Raw genomic sequence first — 25,902 nt, 5'->3', positions numbered from 1 at the left:
CAAGTGTTTTTTTGTTTTTTCTTGATATAACAACCATTGTAAGCAATTATTAAAAGAAAGTATTGACACTAACATTTTAGATTAGAGAAGGTGTCATATGGAAGGTAAAGCAATTACAATTTATGATATCGCGAAGGAAGCAGGGGTCTCGACGGCCACTGTTTCTAGAGTGATTGCTGGAAATTATCCAGTGAGTGAAAAAACCAAAAAAAAGGTAAACTCTATAATTAAAGAATATAATTTCCACCCGAACGCTGTAGCAAGAAGTTTAAGCAGTAAGCGTTCACGGGTACTAGGTTTTATTACTCCTGAAATAACAAATCCCTTTTTTTCTCAAGTTTTTATTGAAGTAGAAAAACATGCTTTAGAAAAGGGCTATTCCGTTCTACTAGGAAATTCTTTAAACAATAGAAAATTAGAATCTAAATACATACGAATGCTCCTTGATCAACAAGCTGAGGGTATCATTCTTTTAGGAGGACTTATTAATGACATTTACCCAGATACTAACCAAGTGAACGATCTAAAAGAGATTGAAAAGAAGACGAAACTGGTTACTATTAACGGTAAAATAGATGGAGTGGGTAGCTTATCAGTTTGTACTGATGAAGGTAAAGGTATCGAAATGGTTGTGGACCACTTAGTGGAACTTGGACATTCTAAAATAGGTATCATCGGAGGAATGGAACGGATAACTACTACTCAAGTTAAAATAAAGGCATTTAAACAGGCTTTGAAGAATCATCAATTAGAGTTCAAAGATAGTTGGCAGATTTATTCAGGATATGATATAGAAAGTGGAGATAGCGGCTTAAAGACATTAGTTGATACGAATACAGATTTCCCGACTGCTTTAATAGGCATCAATGATATGGTAGCTATTGGCCTTGTTAAAGGAAACAGAAAATTAAATCGAGACCTTGCATTTGTAGGATATGACAATACTGATTTAGCAATAGCCTCATCTCCTGAGCTTACTTCCGTTAGTCATCCATATAGTGATTTAGGAAAAACAGCCATAGATTTAATGGATAAAGATCTCGACAATAAAAATCACAAAGATATAATTTTAGATCCTATTTTGATTCAACGTGAATCGACACTATTGAAAAACCTTAAAACAGAATAAGACTTTTTCGAAGAGAATAGTAACCGGTTACTTTATTAAAGTAATTTTTGCATACTATTAAACGAATAAAATAATGGAACACTATATTACCTAAAGGAGCACAATGAAAAGTGAAAAAAACAAATAAATTTTCTTATACTTCCCCTAAAAATGGTTATCCAGAGTGGAATAATAACCCGGAGATTTTCCAGCTTAATCGTCGAACGGCTCATACTCATACAGTTCCATTTGAAACTGTTGAGCAGGCTTTAGAAAATGAGATTGAAAAATCCTCATTTTTTAAAACTTTAAATGGAGAATGGCACTTTCAATGGGTTGAAAAACCAGAGGATAGAGATAAAACGTTTTATGAGGCAGATAAGGAAATAGAAGAGTGGGAAAAGATAAAAGTACCTGCTCACTGGCAGTTCCAAGGCTATGACTATCCGCAATACACTAATACGATTTACCCATGGGTAGAAAAAGATAACATTGAAGCACCCTTTGCACCGACAAATTATAATCCAGTGGGTCAATATGCTAAAAATGTCTACTTGGAAAAGGAATGGTTGGATAATCCTTTATTTATACATTTTGCTGGAGTAGAAGCGGCTTTTTATGTATGGGTAAATGGGGAATTAGTGGGTTATAGTGAAGATACGTTTACTCAAGCTGAATTTGATATTTCTCCTTATGTTCAAGAAGGTGAGAATCGCATTGCAGTAGAGGTGTATCGCTGGGGAGATGCCAGTTGGTTGGAGGACCAGGATTTTTGGCGTCTGAGTGGGATTTTCAGAGATGTATATCTTTACTACACACCTAAAGTTCATATAAAAGATTATCATGTTCAAACGTTATTGGATGAAAACTATCAAGATGCGGAATTGAAAGTCACTATAGAAAATGAAAACCTATTTGATGTTGATTTTTCTGGTTCTATTGAAATTCAGTTACGAGACGATCAGAACAATACTATTTATTCAGAAGAGAAGGACTTAGTATTAGGAGAAAATCTTTCATTTACTGAAAATATTACTAACCCTAAAAAGTGGAGTGCTGAAGAACCTCATTTATACACCTTAGTGATTGCTTTAAAGAATCACTCTAAGGAAACTGTTGAAGCCTTTACCTCAAAAGTTGGTTTCCGTCAATTCGAACTTAAAGACGGTTTGATGAAATTAAATGGGCAGCGTATTGTCTTTAAGGGTGTCAATCGTCATGAGTGGGCTGCAGATAAGGGAAGAGCCGTTTCAAAAGAAGATATGGAAAAAGACGTTAAATTGATGAAACAGTATAATATCAATGCGGTCAGAACTTCTCATTATCCGAATCACCCTTACTGGTATGAACTCTGTGACAAATACGGCTTATATGTCATTGATGAATTGAATATGGAAACACACGGCACATGGAAATATAATCAAAAAGGCTTGGGTGAGGCGATTCCTGGAAGTAATCCCATATGGACTGAAAATGTTCTAGACCGAGCCAAGTCAATGTTTGAAAGAGATAAAAACCATCCATCCATTTTATTGTGGTCGCTTGGAAATGAATCTTTCGGTGGGGATAATTTCCTGAAACTATATGATTACTTTAAAGAAGTGGATCCGACTCGCCTGGTTCATTATGAAGGCGTATTCCATTATAGAGAATCAGATAGGGCATCCGATGTTGAGAGCACTATGTATATTTCTCCTAGTAAAATGAGAGAGTACGGAAGACGAGCGACTGAAGGAACGAAACCGTATATTATTTGTGAATTCTCACATGCGATGGGGAACTCTTTAGGTAATTTTTATAAATACACAGAATTATTTGATGACTATCCTATCTTACAAGGTGGATTTATTTGGGATTGGAAAGATCAGTCTATCTTAAGAAAAAGAGAAGATGGCTCAACTTATTTAGCTTATGGTGGAGATTTCGGAGATTCTCCTAATGACGGCAACTTCTCAGGTAATGGAATTATATTTGGAGACGGAGCAATTAGTCCGAAACTCCCTGAAGTGAAAAAATGTTATCAAAATACTGATATTGAAGCCGTTAATTTAAGTACAGGGAAAGTGAAAGTGACTAATAAAAACCTGTTCATTAATTTATCTACATTCAAACTGCAATGGAAAGTGGAAAAAAATGGACACACAGTTGAAGAAGGTAGCGTGGATTCACTCGATGTTCCAGCGCTTTCAGATAAAGAAGTGACTATTCCCTATTCCACTCTAACAAAAGAAAAGAGCACGGATGAGTTTGTTTTAACCATTCAATTTCTAACGAAAGAAGCTAGAAATGGGTGTTCAGAAAATCATGAAGTGGCCTTTGAACAGTTCACATTGCCCGTATCCATGCAGTCAACTGGAAAAGAAGAGTTTGATAAAGGGAAAATCTCTATTCATGAAGATACTCATACATTAGGCCTTCATACTCAAAAAGGGTCATTTGTATTTGATAAAGCTTCTGGACTGCTCAGTTCATTAGTCGTTGATGACAAGGATGAAGAGTCACTGATTTCACCATTAAAACCTAACTTCTGGAGAGCTCCAACCGATAATGACAGAGGGAACCATTTTAACGAAAAAAGTGCAATCTGGAAAACAGCTGCTGAAAATAGACAACTGCTTTCATTTGAGTATCAATCGTCTGACTCAGTCGTTACTATTCATACTGCTTATGTTTATCCAGAATTAAAGAATTTAACCTGTCATTTACAGTATAGTATTAATGGTAATGGAGTTATGCAAATTAACATGGCCCTTGTTCCAGATAAAACTCTTCCAGATATTCCTGAAATTGGACTTGAAATGGAAATGGATAAACAGTTCAGTTCTCTTAAATGGTACGGCAAAGGACCGATGGAAACGTACTGGGACCGTCAATTAGGATCTAAGGTCGGCCTGTATGAGAGTACAGTAGACGAACAGTTTGTTCCGTATTTAAAACCTCAAGAACATGGGAACCATACTGGAGTCAGGTGGATGGAAGTAAGGAACCAGAAAGGTGAGGGAATTAAAATTACAGGCCTCCCGCTTATTGAAATGAGTGCATTAGCTTATACATCGGATGAGTTGGAACAAGCCGATTATGCTTATAAACTTCCCGAAAGTAATAGAACAGTAGTTAAAATAAATCATGCTCAGACTGGTGTAGGTGGAGATGATAGCTGGGGGCAGGAGACACATCCGGAATTCAGACTTCCAGCAAATAAACCATACCATTATTCATTTTTACTCACTATTCTAGATTAATCTTTAAATAAAGACGTACATCACCTCTACATGTACGTCTTTATTACATAGTTCAAAGGAGACAGACATGGACCAATTAAAAATAAATAAAAACGAACAATATGATGCTTTTATGACTTATTTAAAAAAAGATACAGTGCATGTCGAAGAAGATAATCCTTATCCTGATTTTTCTGCTTATACTCTTTTTTTTGAAGAAGGAGACCGAGTTACATTTGAAAAACAGTATTTTAATCGTCGAAAAAAATTGACTCGACTAGGACTTCTTTGTTTAGATGATTCTTCAAACAAAAAAAGAGTGAGAGAATTAGAAAACAGTCTATTCTCCATTTGCCAAGAATTCACCTGGTGTCTGCCTGCGCACATTGATACCGATAGAGAAGAAAATTCCGAACAAAAACAGTACACATTAGATTTATTTGCCTGTGAGACTGCCTTTACATTGGCTGAAATCTGTCATTATTTATCTGACGTTCTATCGCCAAAACTTAAAGCTATTGTACGCTCTTCGATATTTGAACGGGTATTGAACCCTTACTTAAAAGAAGAGTGGGGGTGGGAAAAGTTAGATAATAACTGGGCGTCAGTCTGTGCCGGTTCAATAGGTATAACAGCCATATATATGATAAAAGACCAATCAGTATTGAAAACCGTTTTAAAAAGGGTTGAAAAGACGATGGCCTGTTTTTTAGATGGTTTTGGTGAAGACGGTGCCTGCTTAGAAGGTTTAAGCTACTGGCAGTATGGCTTTAGATATTTTACTTACTTTAGTGATGCATACAAAAATTATACTAAAGGGTCCAAAAACTTATTTAATAAGCCGAAAATAAAAGAAATAGCGAAGTTTCAACAGGTTATGACATTAACGGATAACCAGGTCCTCAATTATTCTGATTCTCCGGATGTACTAGAACCTGCTCATGATTTAGCGGGTTATTATCACACACTTTATCCTGAGACCATTATTTTACCTGAAAAAAATTATGACATAACTCAAGTGATTGATCATTGTGGAAGATGGGGCCCCGCTTTACGGACACTTATGTGGAGTAAGAGGGAAAAAGACGGGTCTGATTATCCTATAGAAGAGTCGTATTGGCTGTCTGATGCACAAATATTTGTATATAAACATAAACATTTACACTTTTCATTTAAGGGAGGAGATAATAACGAATCTCACAACCATAATGATTTAGGTCATTTTATTTTACACTTTCAAGGGCAACCGGTTTTTATTGACTTAGGGGCTCCTGTTTATACAAGAGACTACTTTAATGACAATCGTTATTCTATTTTACAAGCTTCTTCTAAAGGGCATTCTGTCCCGATAATTAACGGTAAAACACAGGAAGAAGGAGAGTCTTATAAGGCAAGAATGCAGGATAGAAAAGGATATGAAAGATTATCATTGGATTTAACAGATGCCTATCTTGTGGAGTCTTTAAAACAGTATAGACGAACTTTTTCACTACAGCCTATAAAACAGGAACTGATTATCGAAGAAGAATTTCACTTTATGACTCAAGAGAATGCTTTAGAATTGAGATATATGTTAGACGGTTTCCCTCTTGTGGAAGAAGAGAAAAAGAGAATCATTTTTAGTAAGAATCAGATTCAGGTTGTACTGCAGTTGCCAGAAGGCATTGACCATTATCTAGTGGAAGCTATTGAATATGTGAATCATAAAGGAGAAAATAAACAAGCTCAAGTCGTACGGCTGTTTGTCGAACCCCGTACTCATAAAGCTCATTATCAGCTTACAGTTAGTTGTCAGAAATTATAGGAGGATAATATGTCTAGTTTAAAAGAAAATCCGTTTAAAACAAAAGAGGATTTAAAACATGCTCTTACTCAATTAGTGGACCCTATGGAAACCTACTATAGTGAGTCTAAAGCAAGAATCCATACGTCCGATACAGGTGTAGGGTATGGGAAAAAAACAGCTGGAATGGAGACTTTGCTTCGTTTACTTTGGGGCATGGCGCCCCTGGCAGCTGGAGGCCAAACGCATAAGCAGCTGTCTTCTATCAAAGAAGGAATAGTTAATGGTACTAATCCCAAGCATGCAGATTATTGGGGGGGACCTTAGAAACTATGATCAAAAAATTGTGGAGCTCTCAGCTATAGGTTACAGTTTACTACTAGCCCCAGATACGTTTTGGAATAGTTATACAAATAAAGAAAAAGAACAAATAGGTGTTTACTTAAGGCAAATCAACAAGGTAGAAGCATTTGACTGTAACTGGCTCTTCTTTGCGGTTATTGTAAATATCGGCTTAAAAAATGTAGGCGAAGAGTTCAGCCAAGAAGTCATCGATCGTAATTTGAATCGTATTGATTCATTTTATATTGGAGAAGGCTGGTACAAGGATGGCGATGTCGCACACATTGATTATTATGTATCTTTTGCTATTCATTTCTATAGTCTCGTCTATGCATGGGCAATGGAAAAAGAAGATCCTAAAAGAAGTCGGATTTATAAAGAACGTGCGCAGTTATTTATGGAGGATTTTATATATTGGTTTTCTGAAGACGGACAAGGTTTGCCTTATGGGCGCAGTATGACTTATCGCTTTAGTCAAATTGCTTTTTTCACTGCCTATATCCTCGCAGATGTGGATAGAGAAGCAACTGGATGGATTAAAGGTATCATTATGAGACACTTCAGGTATTGGTTTAAGCAACCATTGCTTAATGGTGATGGGACACTTTCTGTTGGTTATACTTATCCTAATTTAAACATGAGTGAAAATTACAATTCTCCAGGCTCACCTTATTGGGGTTTGAAAAGTTTTCTTCCGCTAGCTTTTCCTGCTGATCATTTATTTTGGAAAGTGGAAGAAGAGGCCATCCCGACACTTGAAAGTAATAAGACAGACTCTACAACTGAGCAAACTATATGTCGAAAAGACGGACAGGTTGTCTTATTTCCTTCGGGATATTTCCATACAAATGATCATAATCATGTTGAAGCAAAATATGAAAAGTTTGCCTATTCCACTCATTTTGGGTTCAGTGTTCCGCGAAGTCTTTATTCATTATCACAAGGAGCATTTGACTCGATGTTAGCCTTAAGTTTTGATGGGGAACAGTTTATGGTTAAGAGAAAAGTCTTAGAGAAAGAATACACGGACGACTATATTTATATGAAATGGCAGCCGAATGTAGACGTTACTGTCGAGACGTGGATTATTCCCGGTTTACCCTGGCATGCAAGAATCCATAAAATTCATACTGAAAAAGAGTTGCTGTATGCTGATCACGGTTTTTCCTTAAACAATGAAGGGAATCAAGAGCGTTTGGTCTCTAAAGATCAATCGGGACTATTGATAAAAGACCCCACTACTGAATATGTTACTGGTGCCAAGAATTTAGGAGATAGTGGGACGACAGATGTTCTTTATCCTAACAGCAATACCAACTTATTGTATCCTAATACGAGTTTAGCCTATGTAAAAGGAAACATGTCACCAGGGACACACACACTTATTCATGCTTTTTTTGGGGATGTAAATAATGAATTAAATGCATCAGAGTTTGATCAGGTGTCCTTATCCAAAGATAGTTTCACTATTCATTCAAAAGAAATCAACTTATCACTACTAGACAGATAGGAGCAAATACTATGTATAAACCAGCCATTGAAGAAGCTTTAAAAAAGATCGAGGCAAATATTACACATTTTAATTCTGAATTTCCACATACAAGTGAAGATAAAAAATATGTTTTAAATCCAAATACTAACTGGACAAATGGTTTTTGGGTCGGTTTACTATGGCAAGCTTATGAGGTAAGTCAAGAATCCGTCTTTAAAAACGCCGCACAGCTGTACACTCGACTAATGGAAGAAAGGTTAACTGAGAATAGAGGGCTGGACACTCATGATATTGGATTTCTATATACCCCATCAGTAGTAGCAGAATGGCAAATTAAAGAAAAACCCGAATCTAAAGATTTTGGTATTAAAGCAGCTGACCGATTAATGGAACGCTACCGTGAAAATATTGGTATTATTCAAGCTTGGGGACCATTAGGAGATCCGACTCAAGGCGGGCGGATCATTATAGATTGCCTGATGAATATGCCTCTCCTTTTTTGGGCTAGCGAAAAAACAGGAAAAGATAACTATAAAAATGCAGCTATTGCGTTTATTGATAAAGCTAGACGTTATCTCATTAGAGGAGATGACTCCTCCTACCATACCTTTTACTTTAATCAGGAAACGGGTCAGCCAGAAAAAGGGGCCACTCAGCAAGGCTATGCAGATGGGTCAACCTGGACTAGAGGTCAAGCGTGGGCCATTTACGGTTTTGCATTAGCATATCGCTATACAGGAGATAAAAACTATCTGGAAACGTCTTTAAGAACCGCCAAGTTTTTTGTGGATCATTTACCTGAGCATTTTGTTGCTTACTGGGACTTTGATGCCCCAGTGGATGACACTATCAAACCTGATAGTTCTGCTTCTGCGATAGCCGCTTGTGGCTTTCATGAATTATTAGATTTACTGGATGGTTCTTCAGAATATGACTGGATAAAAGAGGCACTCAACAAAACGATGGACGCCTTAATTTCCGATTATACTACAGAAGAAGATTCACAAGGACTGATTGACCACGGTTCATATAGTGTTCGTGAAGGGAAATCTCCAGATTCCTACACGATTTGGGGAGACTATTTCTATTTTGAGGCTTTGCTTCGCCTAGAACATAACCTAAGAGGATACTGGTATGAGAGTAAAAAAGATTCAAATTAATTAAAACCATAAGAAGGATGGTATTAACGTGATGAAATTAGTGCTTTTTGATAAAGATGGCCATGTTAAAACAGGAAAAAACGATTATGACGAAGAACGTCATCCCTTAAGTGTAGAAGGTAAAAAACACATTCACATCTCTACACAAGATTTAATATATGAAAAAGGAGATTATTTTCAACTGGACTTAGCAGAAGAAAATAAATACCTTTTTGTTCAATTAAACCAGACTTTAGCTCCCTCTTTAATATATGTAAAAGACAACCAGTGGAGATACGATATTCCGCTTGAAGATAACTGGAAAGAATCCATTCCTGAAAAGTCATTTAAGGGCAAAAGACACTATATCTCTATTAGAGAAGCTAAGCCTTTTGAAATAGAAGCCTATCAAAACTTATCACTCAACACTCATGATTTAAAGGATGAAACGGGAGCCTATCCGCATGCGAGTGCGAATGTTGAAACGAGAAATGATTCTACATTCTTTGCAAAAAATGCCATTGATGGGGTCTATGCAAATACGAGTCATGGATCATACCCTTATCAATCATGGGGAATTAACCAGCAAGACGATGCAGAACTGAAAATTGATTTCGGAAGAACAGTGGAGATTGATGAAGTAGAGGTTACTTTACGTGCCGATTTCCCTCACGACAACTATTGGATCAAAGGAACGATTCAATTTTCGGATGGAGAGGAAACCACTCTTCAATTTATTAAAACCAAAGATCCTCAGTCATTTTCAATTGAAAAGAAACAGACGGAATGGCTTATCTTAAAAAACTTGATTAAGTCTGATGAGAGTTCCTCTCCTTTTCCAGCCTTAACTCAACTGGCTGCTTTTGGTAGGAATTTACAAAGGTAGGAACAATTTTATAATTTGATTAGGACAAACAAGAATGCTTCTGCTTGTTTGTCTTTCTTATTTTCTCATCGTAGCTGTTCAATAAAAAGGCATATAAAGACAGTATTTTTACAAACTTAGATATTTCTTTAATAGATAGGTGTTGTATACTGATAGTATAGATAACGTTTACACAAAGGTTTCATTTTATTTTTAGAAATAAATAATTTGAAAGGATGAATGAAGATGACAGACAATTCACTAGAATATAAAGCTCCGACAGAAATTAAATCATTGGATGTTATTAGTACTTATGAATTAGAGAAAGAGGCAGAATTTGTCATACCTAAAGGTGGATATGACTATATTTCTGGCGGTTCTGGAGACGAGTTTACTCTTAGACAGAATACGGAATCTTTCAACCACAAAGGTATTTTACCTCGGGTTTTAGCTGATGTAGAGAATCCTGAGACTCAAACGAGCATCTTAGGACATGATATAAGAGCGCCATTCATTATGGCTCCGATTGCTGCTCACGGACTAGCTCATCAAACAAAAGAAGCTGGAACGGCTAGAGGTGTGGCAGAATTTGGCACTATTATGTCTATCAGTGCCTACTCTGGAGCGAAATTTGAAGAAATTGAAGAGGGCTTAAATGGGGCTCCCAGATGGTTCCAACTCTATATGAGTAAAGATGATGAGATTAATAAAGATATTGTTGACGAAGCAAAAGCAGATGGAGCGACAGCTATCATCTTAACAGCTGATGCTACTTTAAGTGGAAATCGAGAAAAAGATCTTCGTAATAAATTTGTTTATCCTTTTGGTATGCCTATTGTTTCACGCTACTTAACAGGAACCGGAGAGAAGATGTCCCTCAATAATATTTATGCACAGTCCAAGCAGAAAATCAGTCCGAAAGACGTTCGTTTCTTAGCTGATTATTCAGACTTACCCATAATAATCAAAGGTATACAAACAGCTGAAGATGCCCTAGCGGCTATTGGTGTCGGTGCTTCTGCTATCTGGGTATCGAATCACGGAGGACGTCAGCTAGATGGCGCACCAGGCTCGTTCGATACATTAGAATCTATTTCAAAAGCAGTAGCCAAGCGTGTCCCTATTATATTTGATAGTGGAATTCGTCGTGGTGAACATATATTTAAAGCGATAGCTAGTGGGGCAGACATTGTAGCTATCGGCCGTCCAGCCTTATACGGATTAGCCCTTGGTGGGTGGAAAGGCGTTCATTCAGTATTTAATTACTTTGAACAGGATTTAATACGTGTCATGCAGCTAGCGGGCACTCAAACAGTAGACGCTATCAAACACACGCAATTATTTGATATGAAATAAGAGGAAAGGGGCTCATGATGTGAAAAAATGTCATTTAGCTGTTGATATAGGTGCATCCAGTGGTCGTTTGATGGCAGGTTGGTTAGAAGAAACCGCTACGTCTGGATCAGTGATGAAGTTAGAAGAAATTTATCGTTTTACGAATGGAATGATAAAAAAAAACAATCAGCTTATTTGGGACATGGATCATTTGTATAGTTCCATTATAGCGGGCATAAAAGAATCAGTTAATAAAGGGTTTAAAGCTGTCAGTCTGGGTATTGACACTTGGGCGGTAGACTTTGTATTGCTTGATGAAGACGATAATCTCTTAACTGATGCTGTAGCTTATAGAGATAGCCGAACAGATGGAGTAATGGAAGAAGTATTTAAAACAGTATCCAAAGAAGACATTTATGAACGGACAGGTATTCAGTTTCAGCCATTTAACACCTTGTACCAATTAGTGGCTTTAAAACAATCGAACCCTGCTGTACTTCATAAAGCCGCAAGTTTTCTAATGATTCCAGACTATTTAAATTACTTATTAACGGGTGTAAAAACGAATGAGTACACAAATGCGACGTCGACTCAATTCGTTAATGTTCAATCGAATAAATGGGATGAAGAGTTACTTGAAAAGCTTGACATACCAACAGATATGTTTCACGATATTCAACTTCCGGGTACTATTCTTGGTGCCTTGAGACCAGAAGTAGCAGAAGAAGTAGGGACTCAGTTAGATGTGGTTTTACCAGCCACACATGATACCGGTTCAGCTGTTGTAGCCGTCCCTGAAAATAAAGAAACGATTTACTTAAGTTCAGGAACATGGTCATTATTAGGCATAGAAACAACAGAACCGATTGCTTCAGAAAAAGCTTTAAGCTATAACTTTACTAACGAAGGAGGTATGGATTACCGTTATCGCTTCTTGAAAAACATTATGGGCCTTTGGATGATTCAAGAAGTCAGACGATTGATGGATGATCGATACAGTTTTGCGGAGTATGTGACGTTAGCACAAGAAGCAAAAGAGTTTTCAAGTGTAGTGGATGTCAACGATAACCGCTTTTTAAATCCGGATAACATGATAGAAGAAGTAAAAGCCTATTGCAAGGAAACGCAGCAACCAGTTCCAGAAACTCCAGGCGAAATAGCGCGTACGATCTTTTTAAGTTTGGCAAAAAGTTACTCGAAAACAATAAAGGAAATTGAACAACTTAAACATGTGACTTACGACCAGATCAATATTATTGGTGGAGGTACTAAGAATGAACTGCTGAATGAATTGTTAGCTGAAGAAAGCGGCAAAACCGTTGTAACTGGACCTGTTGAAGCGACGGCAATTGGGAACATTGTCGTTCAGATGATAGTGGAAGAAGATTTAAAAGATTTGAAAGAAGCAAGAGATGTCATACGGCAATCTTTTGACATAAAAGACTATAGACCAAAAGGAGAATAAGATATGAATGTAAAAGAAAGATTTAAACTGGCCAAAGAACAGTACGAAGAATGGGGTATTGATGTAGAAGAAGCACTTGAGAAAGTTAAACAAGTCCCTATTTCTATTCACTGCTGGCAAGGAGATGACATCGCTGGTTTTGAAGTGGACCAGCAGGAATTATCTGGAGGAATTGATGTTACAGGAGATTATCCTGGAAAAGCGACTAACCCTGAAGAACTTCGAAAAGATATTGATAAAGCGCTGAGTTTGATTCCTGGAAAACACCGTATCAATCTCCATGCTATTTACGCAGAAACTAACGGAGAAAAAGTGGAACGAAATGAACTTAAGCCAGAGCATTTCCAAAACTGGATTGACTGGGCAAAGGAGAGAGGGCTAGGCTTAGATTTCAATCCCACTTTATTCTCACACCCTAAAGCAGCTGACGGCTTGACTTTAAGTCACCCTGATGCTGAAATCCGTCAGTTCTGGATTGATCACGTTAAAGCTAGTCGTCGAATTGCTGAACATATCGGAAAAGAACTGGGCACACCAACTTTAACCAATATATGGATTCCAGATGGCTATAAAGACATTCCATCGGACCGCTTGACTCCTCGATTAAGGTTAAAAGACTCTTTAGATGACATTTTTTCTGACGAAATTTCTAAAGAGTACACTATTGATGCGGTTGAAAGTAAGCTGTTCGGAATTGGTTCTGAGGCTTATGTCGTCGGTTCACATGAATTCTATATGGGATATGCTTTAAAGAATGATATTTTATGCTTGTTAGACTCTGGTCATTACCACCCGACTGAAGTTGTTTCTAACAAAATTTCTTCCTTGCTTTGCTTCAGTGATCAAGTGGCTCTGCATGTTTCACGCCCAGTACGCTGGGATAGTGACCACGTCATTGTTTTTGATGATGAATTACGTGAAATCGGATTAGAAATTGTCCGAAATGATGCCTTAGATAAAGTTAAAATTGGTTTAGACTTCTTTGATGCCAGCATTAATCGAGTAGCAGCTTGGACTATTGGGACACGTAATATGATTAAATCATTACTCTATGCCTCATTAATGCCGAACGATAAATTGAAACAGTGGCAGGATGAAGGGAACTTCACAGAACGCTTAGCTACTTTCGAACTGTTTAAAACCATGCCATTTGGAGCTATTTGGGATTATTACTGTGAATTAGCAGGCGTTCCGGTTGAAAATGAGTGGATGAAAGATATTCATGAGTACGAAAAAACAGAATTATCAAAACGAGAAGCATAAGAAAGTAGGAAAAGAGAATGACTATGAAGAATACAGTAGAAGCTCCATTTATTCAAGAGATGATGGAGATCACACAGACCATGTGGAGAAACGGTTGGGATGAGCGAAACGGCGGGAACATTAGTTACCGTTTGGATAAAGAAGAAGTTGCCGAATATTTAGATCTTAATGATGTTAAACGCGTTATTGACTTAGATTTCCCTGTAAAAGAGCTAGCAGGTGAATACTTTATTGTGACAGGATCAGGAAAATTCTTTAAAAATATTCAAAAGTTCCCTGAAGATACTTTAGCCGTATTAAAAATTACAGAAGACGGCAATAGCGCTGAACTGCTATGGGGACTGGTTAATGGAGATAAACCCACCAGTGAATTAGCATCCCACTTTATGAGCCATATAGCTCGATTAAAACAGGATAAAAATCACCGTGTCATTATGCACTGTCATACAACCAATGTGATTGCGATGACTTTTGTTCATGATTTGTCACCAAAAGAATTCACGAAAACCTTATGGAAAATGTGTACCGAGTGTGTTGTAGTGTTTCCTAAAGGGGTCTCTCTTCTACCATGGATGGTTCCAGGTTCTAACGAAATTGGAGAAGCAACATCTAAAGAAATGCAAGACCACCGATTAGTTGTCTGGCCCCATCATGGTATTTTTGGAACAGGAGACTCATTGGATGATGCTTTCAGTTTAATTGAAACAGCTGAAAAAGCGGCTGAAGTCTACATGCTTGTAGCTAGCCATCACAGTGGAGAAATCAAACAGACCATTACAGACGAGCAGTTAAAAGAACTGGCAGATGCGTTTGGTGTTGTACCCAATCCAAACTATCTTTAATATACGTATAAATCAAAAAGTAACAGTGTCACTTTGAAAAGCTGCCTTTATTTAGAGAATATTAACTTCTTTTAAATAGAGGCAGCTTTTTATAATTATAAAAGAGGTGTAAAAATGAGCAAGAATTTTTTATTTGTCCATTTTATAGGAGATTTCCAAAATGGAGAACAAGTGTATTTTAGTGTCAGTAAAGATGGCCTGCATTGGAAAGAATTAAATGATGCGAAACCGGTTTTGACTTCAACTGAAGGAGATAAAGGTGTTAGAGACCCATTTATTGTCAAACACCCTAAAACCGATGTATATTATCTGTTTGGAACAGATTTAAGTATGTATCATAGAAATCATGATTGGGGACAAGCTGTTATAAACGGTAGCCGAGATATTATTGTCTGGGAATCAACAGACCTTGTTCATTGGTCAGAGCCTAGATTTTGTACAGTTGGACTTCCTGAAGCGGGTTGTGTGTGGGCACCAGAAGCCATATATGATGAAGAAGAAGAGGCATTTTTAGTTTTCTGGGCATCTAACATTAAAGAAGAGAACGATACGGAAGCGAGACATCGGATATATGCCTCATACACTAATGATTTTAAAGAATTTACTTCACCAGAAAAATATATCGAAAGAGATCAAAGTGTAATCGATACGACTATCATATATACCGATGATCACTATTATCGTTTTACGAAAGATGAACAAACGAAAAAGATTATCTTGGACAAAGGAAGAGAATTAAAAGGAGATTTTCAGGCAATCAGAAGTGAGACATTAAGTAAAGCAGAGGGACTGGAAGGACCTCAAGTGTATCCACTCGATGAGAACAGATGGATTCTCATAGTGGACCAGTTTGCTAAAGGATTGGGCTACGTTCCTTATGAAATAAAGGATTTTAATACAGGAGATATTCAACTGTTAGATCAAGATGCTTTTGATTTCGGAAATACCAGAAAACGGCATGGGGGAGTTATTCCCATTTCTGAAGATGAATACAGCCGTTTGACAGCTCATTTTGGTGTAGCTGATTAAATTATCAAAGAGACAAAGCATTCAATAGGTGTCATGAGTAGCAATGCAAGCTTTATTAAAGAAAACGTTAATCGTTTACTTTATAATAATCATATCAACGTGTTGGAAGGATGAAAATGGATGAAAAAGGTTGCTCAATTTAAGTTAAATGACGGATTCACTTTACCTTCAATCGGGTTAGGAACTGCTGGTATTGAAGGGGCTAAAGGCATACCAAAAATCTTATCGGCTTTAGATTTGGGATACCGACTGATTGATACCTCAACCAATTATGATAATGAAGGGATGGTAGGAGAAGCTATAAAACGAAGTAAAATTCCACGAGAAGACATAATAGTTTCATCGAAGCTTCCAGGTAAAGCGCATGAATATGATAAAGCGATAACGATGATTCAGGAATCCCTGTTCCGATTAGGACTGGATTACTTTGATAAATATTTAATTCATTGGCCATTGCCGAAACAAGATCAGTATGTAGAAGCTTGGCAGGCTTTAATCGATGCTCAGAAATTCGGTTTGATTAAAACGATCGGTGTATCCAACTTTTTAGAGGAACATCTGGAGCGCATTATTGATGAAACAGGAGTGACTCCGGCAAGCAATCAAATTGAACGTCATCCTTACTTTAATAACAAGCCATTAGTAGAAACAAATAAACGATTAGGCATTTTAACCGAAGCGTGGAGTCCCTTTGGAAGAGAACTGAATGATATTCTTGAAGATGAAACCATTAAGGATATTGCCGAAAAGCATGGGAAATCTATCCCTCAGATTATTTTAAGATGGAACTATGAAAATGGTATTTTAACTGTAGCGAAAAGTACAGCACCGAATAATCAGCTGTCTAATTTGGACATTTTTGATTTTCAGTTGTCTAATGAGGATAAAGATAAAATAGACAAGCTGGACAAAGGAGAAGACGGCCGTGTCAACGGCCAGCATCCGAATGAATACGAAGAGTTTCAGTAGAAATGAATTAAACGGAGCCATGTATGACTAAACATACATGGCTCCGAAAATTTATTTAGTTGTCTTGATTAGAAGAATCTTTGCTTTCTTCAAGTTTATCAACTGCATCGATGTCGAATTTATCGAAGTCTTCTTCTTTTACTTCATTATCCTTAGCATCAATTAACTGATTGTCGCTTTCAACTTTTTGATCATGTAAGGCTTTTGAACTGGCGATGTCTAAGGTCGTATTGGCATCGCTAATGCCTTCATCACTTCTTACACCTGAAGGCATGATATCTTTGTTCTTGTCTTTTTCTTTATCCAACTTTATCAGTCCTCTGATTTTTTATAGTAGGGTACAGGAATAAAAGATTATTATCCTTTAACAGATCCTACCAGTGCTCCTTTAACAAAGTATTTTTGTACAAATGGATAAACAATCAGCATTGGTACAGTCGCAATAACAATAACAGCCATTTTTACTGTCTGTGCTGGAGGAATGATATCTACTGCCATTCCATCAGCCTGCAATCCACTTGATACGATAACAATTTGACGTAATAAGATTTGAATTGGCCATTTAGCACTATCATTAACGTATAAAATTGCATTCATATAAGTGTTCCAGTAAGCAACGGCATAAAAGAGAGAGATAGTAGCAACAGATGGCATAGCTAATGGTAGCATGATTTTTCTAAAGACGTAAAAATCACTCGCCCCATCCATTTTAGCTGACTCTTCTAAACTCATTGGAATACCTTGGAAAAAGTTACGCATAATAATTAAGTTAAACGCATTAATAGCGATAGGTAAAATCATAGACCATAGGGAATCGATTAATCCGAGTCCATTAACAACTAGGAAAGTAGGGATCATTCCTCCACTAAATAGCATGGTAAAGACTACCATGAAGTTAATGAGACGTCTGCCTGGTAAATACCGACGAGAAAGTCCGTATGCCATCATAGATGTCAGAATCATACTTGTCAGTGTACCCATTACAGTAACGAATATAGAAACACCAAGTGACCTGAAAATGGTCGGTGTGGATAAAATATATCTATAAGCATCCAGAGAGAATGTTTCCGGAATGATGATAAATGATTTAGAAATAACTTCTGCTGGTGTAGCGAATGAACTAGCGATAACGTTTACAAATGGGAGCAAACAGGCTAGAGCAATAATAATTAAAATTGTGTAGTTTATGATATTAAATAGTTTTGAACTTATAGGTTCTTTACGTTTGACTAACTCAGGTGTATTTTGTGCCATTAAAAAATCCTCCTATATAACAATACATATTAGTGTAAGTTGTCTTGGTAAAACAGTAAGGTTGTTTGGTATGGTCTAACTATATCAATAATAATGTATATCGTATATAATCATTTTTCAGTATGATAGCTCAGATAAAGAGGATTAAGGTCTGCTTGTCCATGAGTCACATAATCATTTGATTAGCTTAAAGGACTTAAACTTCTAATAAAACGTATAAACCTCTACAAATCAACCTTGTAAGCGATATACTAAAATGATTATTTACTAAAAAAATTAATTTGACTATGATTAATTATATAAGAACAAAGGAGAATCGTATGAAAAATAAAAGAATGATTTATATTGCTGGAGACTCTACAGCAGAAGCCAAACCCCAGCATGAAAGACCGATGAGTGGATGGGGAGAGTATTTAGAAGACTTTTTAGACTCAAATATTCAAGTCAGCAATCAGGCTATTGGAGGGAGAAGTACGAAATCATTTCTAGATCAACAAAGACTAGATGCTATTTTAGACGACATTAAAGAAGGGGATTATCTATTGATACAGTTTGGGCACAATGATCAAAAAATAGAGGACCCGACCCGTTATACAGAACCATATGGAACATACCAGGAAAACTTGAAGCTTTATATAGAAGAAACAAGAAAAAAGAAAGCTATACCTGTCCTTCTTTCTTCTATTAGTAGAAGAGATTTCATTGAGGGGAAAATCAATAGGGAGTCCTTGGGAGATTACCCTAAAGCAATGAAAGAAGTATCTGAAAGTGAAGAGGTCGATTTCTTAGATATGAATCAATTGTCTGCCGATTATATAGAGAGCTTAGGCGAAGAGAAATCTAAAGATTTATTTCTTCATTTAAAACCTAATGAGTACCCGAATTATCCTGAAGGTTTAGAAGATAATACTCACTTCTCAGAACATGGAGGAAGAGTTTTTGCAGAAATGATTGCAGAAGAATTAGTTAAAGTACTTAAATAGAAAATAGAGGAGAATATAAGAATGACAGTTCCATTGAATTTAGGTATTAGAGCACATGATTTAGGGCCAGCGGATATGAACACTTTGATTAGTAAATTGAAAGAGTATGATTTGAAACATATTCAGTTTGCGATCAAAAAATCCTTTCCGGAGGTAATCGATACTTATGATAAGCTCACACCGGGTGTGGCTTCTTATTATGGAGATACTTTCGCAAGAGAAGGGATTAAACTCTCGATACTGGGAGCCTATGTTAATATAGTCGATAGTGATTTAAATAAAAGGGAACAAGCTTTAAATGATTTTAGGACTCATTTAAGGCTCTCAAAAGATTTCAACGCAAGTATGGTAGCTACTGAAACTGGAAGCGTGGGGAAAGGCTATACAGAAGATAACTTTACAGATGAGGCTTTTTCAAAAGTCATCGAGTCTGTCAAACGTATGGTGAAGGATGCTGAGCAATTTGGAGCAACTGTTGCTATTGAAGCAGGTATCAATCATCCTCTTTACACCGCCAAATTAGCCAAACAGATGGTGGATGAAGTCGATTCACCGAACTTAAAAATAATTATGGATTGCGCCAATCTCATGAGGCCGGATAACCATGAAAAGCAAGAAGAAGTAATTAATGAGGCATTTGACTTGCTAGGGGATCATATCATAGCCATGCACATTAAGGATTATATTATTGAAGACAACAAAGTAAAAATAGTCCCTGTCGGAACAGGGGAGATGTCTTATGATAGAATCATGCACTTTGCCAAGTATACTAAACCTCACTTATTTGTTTCTTTAGAAGCCACTAGAGAACCTGAATTAGAAAACAGTATTAAATTATTAAAAGAAGTCTATGATTGAGTATAAAAATAGCGCTCCATTCTTACAATTTAAAGAATGGGGCGCTTTATTTTTTAGGATAGTTTATGCTGTTTTCTATATTGACCAGGTGTAACGGACTCTCTCTTTTTAAAGGAACGAATAAAGTTTTGTGAATTCCCATACTGGAGATTCTCAGCTATTTTTTTAACGGTTAAATCTGTTTCTACTAACCATTCTTTCGCTTTATTTAAACGGAATTCAATGAGGTAATCACTAAAGGTAATGCCTGTTTCTTTTTTAAAGATACTACTGATGTAGTTGGGGTTATAATTTAATTCTTCACTAATCGTGTCCAAGGAAATGTCTTCTTGGAATTTATTCTGAATCATTTCTTTAATTTGTTCAGACACTTGCTTAAATTGTTCATTAGTACGTGATTTCATTTTCTCGGACATAGGTACGATTATGTCACTTATGAGAGTGTGTTCGATATCAACTAGGTTTTTATGGAAAAGAATCGTTTGATAATACTTTTCCATTAAACTTCTATCCATAATCTGGGTTTCCAATTTTTGATCTAGTTTTGATAAATTAATAAAGAATCTAAGCAAGGCAAACTCAATGGCTGAAGGAGTTGGATTGCTCTTGTATAAAGAAGCTAAAAATGGATAACTGTGTTTTTTCGCTTCTTCAGTGTTACCTAATTGTATCGCTTTGAAAATAGAGTCTTCTAAATTAGTGAAATATGCCCCAGTATAGTGGTTAGACGCAAGAGGTTTAATATCCTCATATGAAATAATAGATTGGTTACCCAGCAACATTTTGTATGATAAGGAAATAGTTGCCTTTTTGTAGGAATCTCTTGTTTCTTTAAAGTCATGATATCCAGGACTTATACCGATACTTACCAACAATTCTGCATCTTCTTTAGACTGCTTGACGATTTGTTCACTAAAAGTAATGAGTTGCTTTTTATGTTTCTCAGTGGTCGAATCAAAAGCTATGATCGTTCCAACACTTTCTTCAGAAAGAACGACAGGGGCATATTGATTCTCTTCTGGAATTAATTCTTCCAGGATATGAAGGAGCTTAAACAATCGTACATTGTCATTTTTAGACATCCGACTATCCAGCTGAACCACTAACGCATAAAAAACCGGATTATCAATAGTAGGGAAGTGATAACTTTCCTGTTTTTCATCTAAATCATTAAGGGAAACCTTACCAAGAAACGCATTTAATACAAATTGTCGTTTCAAAGCTGGTTTTTCGATATCAAGAATGGTTTGTAAGGCATCGTTTTGGGTTTTCATAGTCTCGAAAGAGTCTTTTAAGTAAATAAAATCATTTAACTTTTTCGGTTCTGTGTTACCTTGACCAACGGCTATTTTCAGCTGCCTAATAGGTTTTGTTAAGTGATCAGATAAGAACCAGGCAAGAGCGACTGAAAAAAGGACGAGCAGAACGCCTAAAATAATGAAACCTAATAAGGTAGGATACAAACTTTCTTGAATTTCATAATCATATAATGCCGTTAAATACACCAGATTATTGTAGGAAGATTCATTGGCTAACAGATAAAACGGTTCTTCTTCCTCATTTTCAATACGTAATTCAGATATATCATTATTAGAAGAAGCAAGAATCGCTTCAATATCTAAATTAGGTATGATATCTGTCAATGAATCATTCTCATAACCAGAGTCATAGAGTATGCTTCCTTCATTATTTAATATAATGATTGGGAAATGAATACCTTGACTATTTATTAACTGGTTGATATCACCTGTAGAGACATGAGCAATCCCAATACCGTTTTTCGCTCTCGAATGAATAGGGAGCAGTGTTATAACAGACATCCCGTTATCATCGTCTTGATCCCAGTATAAGCTTGACGGATTATTCTCTATGTAATATTCCCGAATTCTGGCAGATTCCTCACTATCCAAATTAAGTAATCGGTTCTGGTTAACTGCCCAATCTTCTTCTAAACTGATAAGTGTATAAGTTGTATTGCTGAAGCTTGGAGTAGAGAAATAATTTAATTGTGTCGTTATTTCTCTATAAATACTGAAATCACTCTCAGTTAACGGGTATTCGATGACTGTCTGATATGAATCGGTTGTACTATAGGCGTTAAAAGCATATTCGATATTTTGCAATTCTGATTCAATAGTGTTAACCATTTGAACAAGATTATGTCTTCTATTGATAAGATATTCTTCTTCTACATTAGAAGTGGTAGAAATATATGTCCAGGAAATAAATAAAATGATTATACTGGAAATTAATAATGAAAGTAATAAAAATAATGATGTAAATAAACTCCCTTTATTTTTCAAGTAATAACTCCTTTCATTGTTTGTTATTAATTATAACGCTTTCAAAATCAATCATCAAGATTATTTCTAAATGACAGAAATTAGTCTCACGTTTTATGACAAAACCGGCACATTCTCGCTAATGGATAGGATAATCAATAATCATTTGATGAGTTTTAGAGGAATAAAGTAATCACTATCCTTGCTATAGAGCAAAAATGTCGTTTTGAAAGCGTTGTCAACGAAATGATTATATACGGAATTCATTCCATAGCTTATGATTCAATTGTAAGTTGTTTTGGTAGACAAATTTACAGCCTTTACATTCAGACTAATAAAAGAAAATCTGCATAAACGGTTTTCTTTTGAAAGAAACATTATCTCAATAGATAATGTTTTCTAAAGTTCTGAAAAAACAGTGTCACTTAATTATATTACAGTTATATTAATAGAAAGGGGTATTTTTTTGAAAGAACAAACAGTACCTAGTATAAGCACAGAAGAAAAAATAAAAGAGCTAGATGAGAAAAAATCTAAAAAAGGCATATCACATTTATTCCAATATAGAATTTTATACTTAATGATTTTACCCGGCATCATATACTTTTTAATCTTTAAGTATATGCCAATGGGCGGGCTAATCATTGCTTTCCAGAATTACCAACCCTTCTTAGGGATCCTAGGTAGCCCTTGGGTCGGATTTGAACACTTTATTCGACTGTTTACTGGTGACGTCTTTACTATGTTGCTCACAAACACATTGAGATTGTTCAGCTTACAATTATTTTTATTTTTCCCATTGCCGATCATTTTATCTCTCATGTTAAATGAGGTAAGGCATGCTAAGTTCAAGAAAGGGATTCAAACAATCATCTATATCCCTTACTTTATGTCATGGGTTATCATTGTTTCCATCTCATTTGTTTTACTTTCTCTTGATGGCGGATTAATCAATGAATTGATTGCCTACTTCGGAGGAGACAAAATACCATTCTTAACAAGTCCGGAATGGATGCCGAGAATGTATATCGGACAAGTTATATGGAAAGAACTCGGTTGGTCCACCATTATTTATTTAGCAGCTATTACAAATGTTGATACTCAGTTATATGAAGCTGCTGACATGGATGGAGCAGGAAGATTAAGAAAGATGTGGCATGTTACTTTGCCTGCTATAAGAGGAACAATCATTACATTGCTCATTTTAAGAATAGGGGATGTCTTAAATCTAGGTTTCGAACACGTCCACCTGTTATTAAACTCAATGAATCGTCAAGTAGCTGAAATATTCGACACTTACATCTATACAGCTGGATTGCAGAACGGTCAATTAAGTTTTAGTACGGCTGTCGGTATGTTTAAAGGTGTTGTCGGCTTAATTATGGTATGGGGAGCTAATAAAATAGCAAATAAATTAGGTGAAGAAGGTGTCTACTAGCAAAGACTTAAAAGTAGGGAATGAAGCGTTATGTTAAAAATAGAAAAGTTGAATAGAATATTATTAAGAGTCTTAAAATTAGCCTACCTAAATTTCTTATGGATTGGAGGGACATTAATAGGCTTAGTGATTTTCGGAATTGGACCAGCTACACTTTCAGTGTTTAGTATAATCAGAGAATGGGTTAGAGGAAACGATGATCTTCCTGTTTTCAAAACTTTTGTTCTCAATTATAAAACATACTATAAGAAAGGTCTCATTCTTTCACTCGTTTATGGTGTGGTAGGTATCATATTAGTTGTCGATTTCGCTTATGTGAGTCGTTGGGAGTTAAGGGTGTTTTTTGGAGTGATGTTATTTTTCTACTACCTTTCGCTCTCATATCTTTTACCAATAATAGTGCACTACGATTTAAAGACGCTTAAAGAAAGCATAAAATATTCTTTCTTAATAGGCTTTTCATACCTACAATATACATTAGTATCATTAGTCGTTATAGTAGCCATTTACATAATGGTTGCCAGACTTCTTCCAGCCCTATTCACTTTCTTTGGCTTTAGCGTTTTATTCTATATTCTGATGGGAAATGCCAATATGGTGTTTAATCGAATTGAAGAAAGCGCAAAAAAAGAAATGGAGTTAACGAATTAGTAAATAAAAAAATGATAAAGGAGCAATACAATGATTAAAAAATGGAAACGTTTTGCAGCTTTAACCTTAGCAAGTGGTACTTTATTAGCAGCATGTGGAAATGGCAATGATGCAGAAACAACTGATCCAGATACAAGCACAGATGATGATACAACCACAGAAGCAGTAGAAGATAATGATGAGCCTACTCAAATTAACTGGATGAATATTCTTCATACCGCTTCACCTCCGACAGATACAATTATCAATGAAATAGAAGAATACACCAATACTGAGTTAGACTTTACTTGGATTCCAGATGCGTCTAAAGAAGAAAGATTAAATACGGCACTGGCTTCCGGTAACTTGGGTGATATCGTTACAGTAACTATTTTGAATAACTCTTCTGTAAGAAATGCTTATAAAGCGGGTGCTTTCTGGGATGTCGAACCGTTCTTGGATGATTACGAGAACTTATCTGAAATTTCTGAAGATATGAGACGTTCCGCTTCAATTGAAGGGATTATGTATGGTATTCCTTTCCAGAAACCATTAGCTCGTAACGGTATTGTCATTAGACAAGACTGGCTGGACAATTTAGGATTAGATGTTCCTGAAACATTAGATGAATTGTACGAAGTAGCGCGTGCCTTTACTGAAGATGACCCGGATGGTGACGGACAAGACAACACATTTGGATTTATTGACCGTGCAGACTTAAAATATGGAGCATTCAAAACAATTGCAACCTATCATGGGGCACCAAACGAGTGGCTTGAAGAAGATGGGACATTCACACCTGAATTTGATACTCAGGAATATGTAGATGCTATGGACTTCTTGAGAGAAGCTTATGAAAACGGTTATATCAACCAAGACTTTGCAGTTACTTCAAAAGAGGACCAGCAAGAAGGCTTTGCACAAGGTAGAGCGGGTATTTATGTTGGTAACTTAGTGGATGCCAGAAACTTAAGAAACATGTCAGAAGGCTTACAAGACCACATGGAACTTGTCCAAGTAAACAAAATGAGTGTTGACGGAAACAGTCCTAGAATTTGGTCAGACAATAACGGTATTGGTGGACTATTATCTATTCCAGTTAATGAAGTAGAAACAGAAGAGGAATTAAGAGACGTCCTACAATTCCTTAACGATATCATTGATGAAGAAGTCTATATGTTAATGACTGCCGGTATTGAAGGGGTACACTATGAAGTGGATGGAAATACGACTGTTCGCTTAGATGATGACCTATGGCAGCAAGAAGTTCAGCCTTTCTCTTCTTCAAGACCTAAAGAGGTTGGATTTGACAGATATCAAGAAGATGACCCAGTTAAAGTAGAATCAGACAGATTAATCTTAGAAAACGAAGAATTTGCGGTATTAAACCCTGCTTATTCATTAGAATCTGAAACATTCTCAACTAACGGATCTGAATTGGCTATCATCATTGAAGATGCTACGTATCAGTATATCTTAGGAGATATTGATTTAGCTGGATTTGAAGATGCTGTTCAAAGATGGTATGACCAAGGCGGACAACAAATTATTGATGAATATGAAGCTGCATATGAAGAAGCACAAGCAAACATGAATTAAATCGT

The 25,902-nt window shown here is 36.3% G+C and carries 21 protein-coding genes; 18 read left to right on the top strand and 3 right to left on the bottom strand.

Annotated elements, in window-relative coordinates:
• Positions 1–97: 97 nt before the first annotated feature.
• The 13 genes from ABDZ53_RS03595 to ABDZ53_RS03535 all read left to right on the top strand — a co-directional run bounded on the left by ABDZ53_RS03595 (position 98) and on the right by ABDZ53_RS03535 (position 16,853).
• On the top strand, positions 98–1,129 hold the full coding sequence (locus tag ABDZ53_RS03595; protein WP_343754069.1) for a LacI family DNA-binding transcriptional regulator: 1,032 nt from the start codon (positions 98–100) through the stop codon (positions 1,127–1,129).
• 110 nt (positions 1,130–1,239) lie between these two features.
• Positions 1,240–4,350 (top strand): beta-galactosidase, LacZ type, encoded by a 3,111-nt coding sequence (lacZ, locus tag ABDZ53_RS03590; RefSeq protein WP_343754067.1) that lies wholly within the window; start codon positions 1,240–1,242, stop codon positions 4,348–4,350.
• A 67-nt stretch (positions 4,351–4,417) separates the two neighbouring features.
• On the top strand, positions 4,418–6,133 hold the full coding sequence (locus ABDZ53_RS03585) for a heparinase II/III domain-containing protein (RefSeq protein ID WP_343754065.1): 1,716 nt from the start codon (positions 4,418–4,420) through the stop codon (positions 6,131–6,133).
• Positions 6,134–6,142: 9 nt separating this feature from the next.
• On the top strand, positions 6,143–6,439 hold the full coding sequence (locus ABDZ53_RS03580) for a DUF2264 domain-containing protein (RefSeq protein ID WP_343754063.1): 297 nt from the start codon (positions 6,143–6,145) through the stop codon (positions 6,437–6,439).
• Positions 6,396–7,964 carry a DUF2264 domain-containing protein gene (locus tag ABDZ53_RS03575; protein ID WP_343754061.1) on the top strand — a complete coding sequence of 523 codons (1,569 nt, stop codon included), beginning with the start codon at positions 6,396–6,398 and terminating at the stop codon, positions 7,962–7,964. Before ABDZ53_RS03580 ends, ABDZ53_RS03575 begins: the two co-directional genes overlap by 44 nt.
• 11 nt (positions 7,965–7,975) lie before the next feature.
• On the top strand, positions 7,976–9,106 hold the full coding sequence (locus ABDZ53_RS03570) for a glycoside hydrolase family 88 protein (RefSeq protein WP_343754059.1): 1,131 nt from the start codon (positions 7,976–7,978) through the stop codon (positions 9,104–9,106).
• A 31-nt stretch (positions 9,107–9,137) separates the two neighbouring features.
• The gene (locus tag ABDZ53_RS03565; protein WP_425541670.1) at positions 9,138–9,971 is read left to right on the top strand and encodes a hypothetical protein; all 834 of its coding nucleotides are present in this window, start codon (positions 9,138–9,140) and stop codon (positions 9,969–9,971) included.
• A 225-nt stretch (positions 9,972–10,196) separates the two neighbouring features.
• On the top strand, positions 10,197–11,306 hold the full coding sequence (locus tag ABDZ53_RS03560; RefSeq protein WP_343754054.1) for an alpha-hydroxy-acid oxidizing protein: 1,110 nt from the start codon (positions 10,197–10,199) through the stop codon (positions 11,304–11,306).
• Positions 11,307–11,325: 19 nt separating this feature from the next.
• Positions 11,326–12,750 carry a rhamnulokinase gene (gene rhaB / locus ABDZ53_RS03555; protein WP_343754052.1) on the top strand — a complete coding sequence of 475 codons (1,425 nt, stop codon included), beginning with the start codon at positions 11,326–11,328 and terminating at the stop codon, positions 12,748–12,750.
• Positions 12,751–12,753: 3 nt separating this feature from the next.
• Complete coding sequence (gene rhaA, locus ABDZ53_RS03550) at positions 12,754–14,013, top strand: L-rhamnose isomerase (RefSeq protein WP_343754050.1); 1,260 nt, start codon at positions 12,754–12,756, stop codon at positions 14,011–14,013.
• A 17-nt stretch (positions 14,014–14,030) separates the two neighbouring features.
• Complete coding sequence (gene rhaD / locus ABDZ53_RS03545) at positions 14,031–14,855, top strand: rhamnulose-1-phosphate aldolase (protein ID WP_343754048.1); 825 nt, start codon at positions 14,031–14,033, stop codon at positions 14,853–14,855.
• Positions 14,856–14,969: 114 nt separating this feature from the next.
• Entirely contained in the window at positions 14,970–15,884 is a 915-nt protein-coding gene (locus ABDZ53_RS03540) for a glycoside hydrolase family 43 protein (RefSeq protein WP_343754046.1), read from the top strand.
• 120 nt (positions 15,885–16,004) lie between these two features.
• Positions 16,005–16,853 (top strand): aldo/keto reductase, encoded by an 849-nt coding sequence (locus ABDZ53_RS03535; protein WP_343754044.1) that lies wholly within the window; start codon positions 16,005–16,007, stop codon positions 16,851–16,853.
• A gap of 55 nt (positions 16,854–16,908) precedes the next feature.
• Here ABDZ53_RS03535 and ABDZ53_RS03530 read toward each other — a convergent pair whose 3' ends face one another.
• Both ABDZ53_RS03530 and ABDZ53_RS03525 read right to left on the bottom strand, forming a co-directional pair.
• On the bottom strand, positions 16,909–17,160 hold the full coding sequence (locus ABDZ53_RS03530) for a hypothetical protein (protein ID WP_343754042.1): 252 nt from the start codon (positions 17,158–17,160) through the stop codon (positions 16,909–16,911).
• Between the two features lie 50 nt (positions 17,161–17,210).
• Complete coding sequence (locus tag ABDZ53_RS03525) at positions 17,211–18,107, bottom strand: carbohydrate ABC transporter permease (RefSeq protein WP_343754040.1); 897 nt, start codon at positions 18,105–18,107, stop codon at positions 17,211–17,213.
• 320 nt (positions 18,108–18,427) lie between these two features.
• Here ABDZ53_RS03525 and ABDZ53_RS03520 point away from each other — a divergent pair, with 320 nt between their 5' ends.
• The gene (locus ABDZ53_RS03520) at positions 18,428–19,090 is read left to right on the top strand and encodes a rhamnogalacturonan acetylesterase (RefSeq protein WP_343754038.1); all 663 of its coding nucleotides are present in this window, start codon (positions 18,428–18,430) and stop codon (positions 19,088–19,090) included.
• A gap of 21 nt (positions 19,091–19,111) precedes the next feature.
• Positions 19,112–19,948 (top strand): sugar phosphate isomerase/epimerase family protein, encoded by an 837-nt coding sequence (locus ABDZ53_RS03515; RefSeq protein WP_343754036.1) that lies wholly within the window; start codon positions 19,112–19,114, stop codon positions 19,946–19,948.
• Positions 19,949–20,001: 53 nt separating this feature from the next.
• Here ABDZ53_RS03515 and ABDZ53_RS03510 read toward each other — a convergent pair whose 3' ends face one another.
• A complete protein-coding gene (locus ABDZ53_RS03510) occupies positions 20,002–22,251 on the bottom strand; it encodes a helix-turn-helix domain-containing protein (RefSeq protein WP_343754034.1) in 2,250 nt (749 codons plus the stop codon).
• A 487-nt stretch (positions 22,252–22,738) separates the two neighbouring features.
• On the opposite strand from ABDZ53_RS03510, the gene ABDZ53_RS03505 reads away from it, so the two are divergent.
• From ABDZ53_RS03505 to ABDZ53_RS03495, 3 genes are read left to right on the top strand one after another with little or no spacing between them, the layout of a single operon-like run.
• Positions 22,739–23,668 (top strand): ABC transporter permease, encoded by a 930-nt coding sequence (locus tag ABDZ53_RS03505; RefSeq protein ID WP_425541669.1) that lies wholly within the window; start codon positions 22,739–22,741, stop codon positions 23,666–23,668.
• A gap of 30 nt (positions 23,669–23,698) precedes the next feature.
• Positions 23,699–24,319: a YesL family protein gene (locus tag ABDZ53_RS03500; protein ID WP_343754030.1), complete on the top strand. Its 621-nt coding sequence runs from the start codon at positions 23,699–23,701 to the stop codon at positions 24,317–24,319.
• A gap of 30 nt (positions 24,320–24,349) precedes the next feature.
• Positions 24,350–25,897, top strand: coding sequence for an extracellular solute-binding protein (locus ABDZ53_RS03495; RefSeq protein ID WP_343754028.1), 1,548 nt, complete (start codon positions 24,350–24,352; stop codon positions 25,895–25,897).
• The last annotated feature ends 5 nt before the right edge of the window (positions 25,898–25,902 follow it).

Origin of the sequence: Alkalibacterium iburiense, assembly GCF_039521845.1 — a bacterium.
Taxonomy (GTDB): Bacteria; Bacillota; Bacilli; order Lactobacillales; family Carnobacteriaceae_A; genus Alkalibacterium; species Alkalibacterium iburiense.
Note: the sequence above shows the minus strand (reverse complement) of the source record. Positions and strands in the feature narration are given on the sequence as shown.

What these genes read in the sequence shown, in the direction of transcription:
- ABDZ53_RS03580 (WP_343754063.1), top strand. Translation starts at nt 6,143, where the DNA reads ATGTCTAGTTTAAAAGAAAATCCGTTTAAAACAAAAGAGGATTTAAAA.
- ABDZ53_RS03560 (WP_343754054.1), top strand. Translation starts at nt 10,197, where the DNA reads ATGACAGACAATTCACTAGAATATAAAGCTCCGACAGAAATTAAATCA.
- ABDZ53_RS03500 (WP_343754030.1), top strand. Translation starts at nt 23,699, where the DNA reads ATGTTAAAAATAGAAAAGTTGAATAGAATATTATTAAGAGTCTTAAAA.
- ABDZ53_RS03570 (WP_343754059.1), top strand. Translation starts at nt 7,976, where the DNA reads ATGTATAAACCAGCCATTGAAGAAGCTTTAAAAAAGATCGAGGCAAAT.
- ABDZ53_RS03595 (WP_343754069.1), top strand. Translation starts at nt 98, where the DNA reads ATGGAAGGTAAAGCAATTACAATTTATGATATCGCGAAGGAAGCAGGG.
- ABDZ53_RS03585 (WP_343754065.1), top strand. Translation starts at nt 4,418, where the DNA reads ATGGACCAATTAAAAATAAATAAAAACGAACAATATGATGCTTTTATG.
- ABDZ53_RS03520 (WP_343754038.1), top strand. Translation starts at nt 18,428, where the DNA reads ATGAAAAATAAAAGAATGATTTATATTGCTGGAGACTCTACAGCAGAA.
- ABDZ53_RS03535 (WP_343754044.1), top strand. Translation starts at nt 16,005, where the DNA reads ATGAAAAAGGTTGCTCAATTTAAGTTAAATGACGGATTCACTTTACCT.
- rhaA (WP_343754050.1), top strand. Translation starts at nt 12,754, where the DNA reads ATGAATGTAAAAGAAAGATTTAAACTGGCCAAAGAACAGTACGAAGAA.
- ABDZ53_RS03525 (WP_343754040.1), bottom strand. Translation starts at nt 18,107, where the DNA reads ATGGCACAAAATACACCTGAGTTAGTCAAACGTAAAGAACCTATAAGT.
- ABDZ53_RS03565 (WP_425541670.1), top strand. Translation starts at nt 9,138, where the DNA reads ATGAAATTAGTGCTTTTTGATAAAGATGGCCATGTTAAAACAGGAAAA.
- ABDZ53_RS03575 (WP_343754061.1), top strand. Translation starts at nt 6,396, where the DNA reads ATGGTACTAATCCCAAGCATGCAGATTATTGGGGGGGACCTTAGAAAC.
- ABDZ53_RS03515 (WP_343754036.1), top strand. Translation starts at nt 19,112, where the DNA reads ATGACAGTTCCATTGAATTTAGGTATTAGAGCACATGATTTAGGGCCA.
- ABDZ53_RS03495 (WP_343754028.1), top strand. Translation starts at nt 24,350, where the DNA reads ATGATTAAAAAATGGAAACGTTTTGCAGCTTTAACCTTAGCAAGTGGT.
- ABDZ53_RS03540 (WP_343754046.1), top strand. Translation starts at nt 14,970, where the DNA reads ATGAGCAAGAATTTTTTATTTGTCCATTTTATAGGAGATTTCCAAAAT.
- rhaD (WP_343754048.1), top strand. Translation starts at nt 14,031, where the DNA reads ATGACTATGAAGAATACAGTAGAAGCTCCATTTATTCAAGAGATGATG.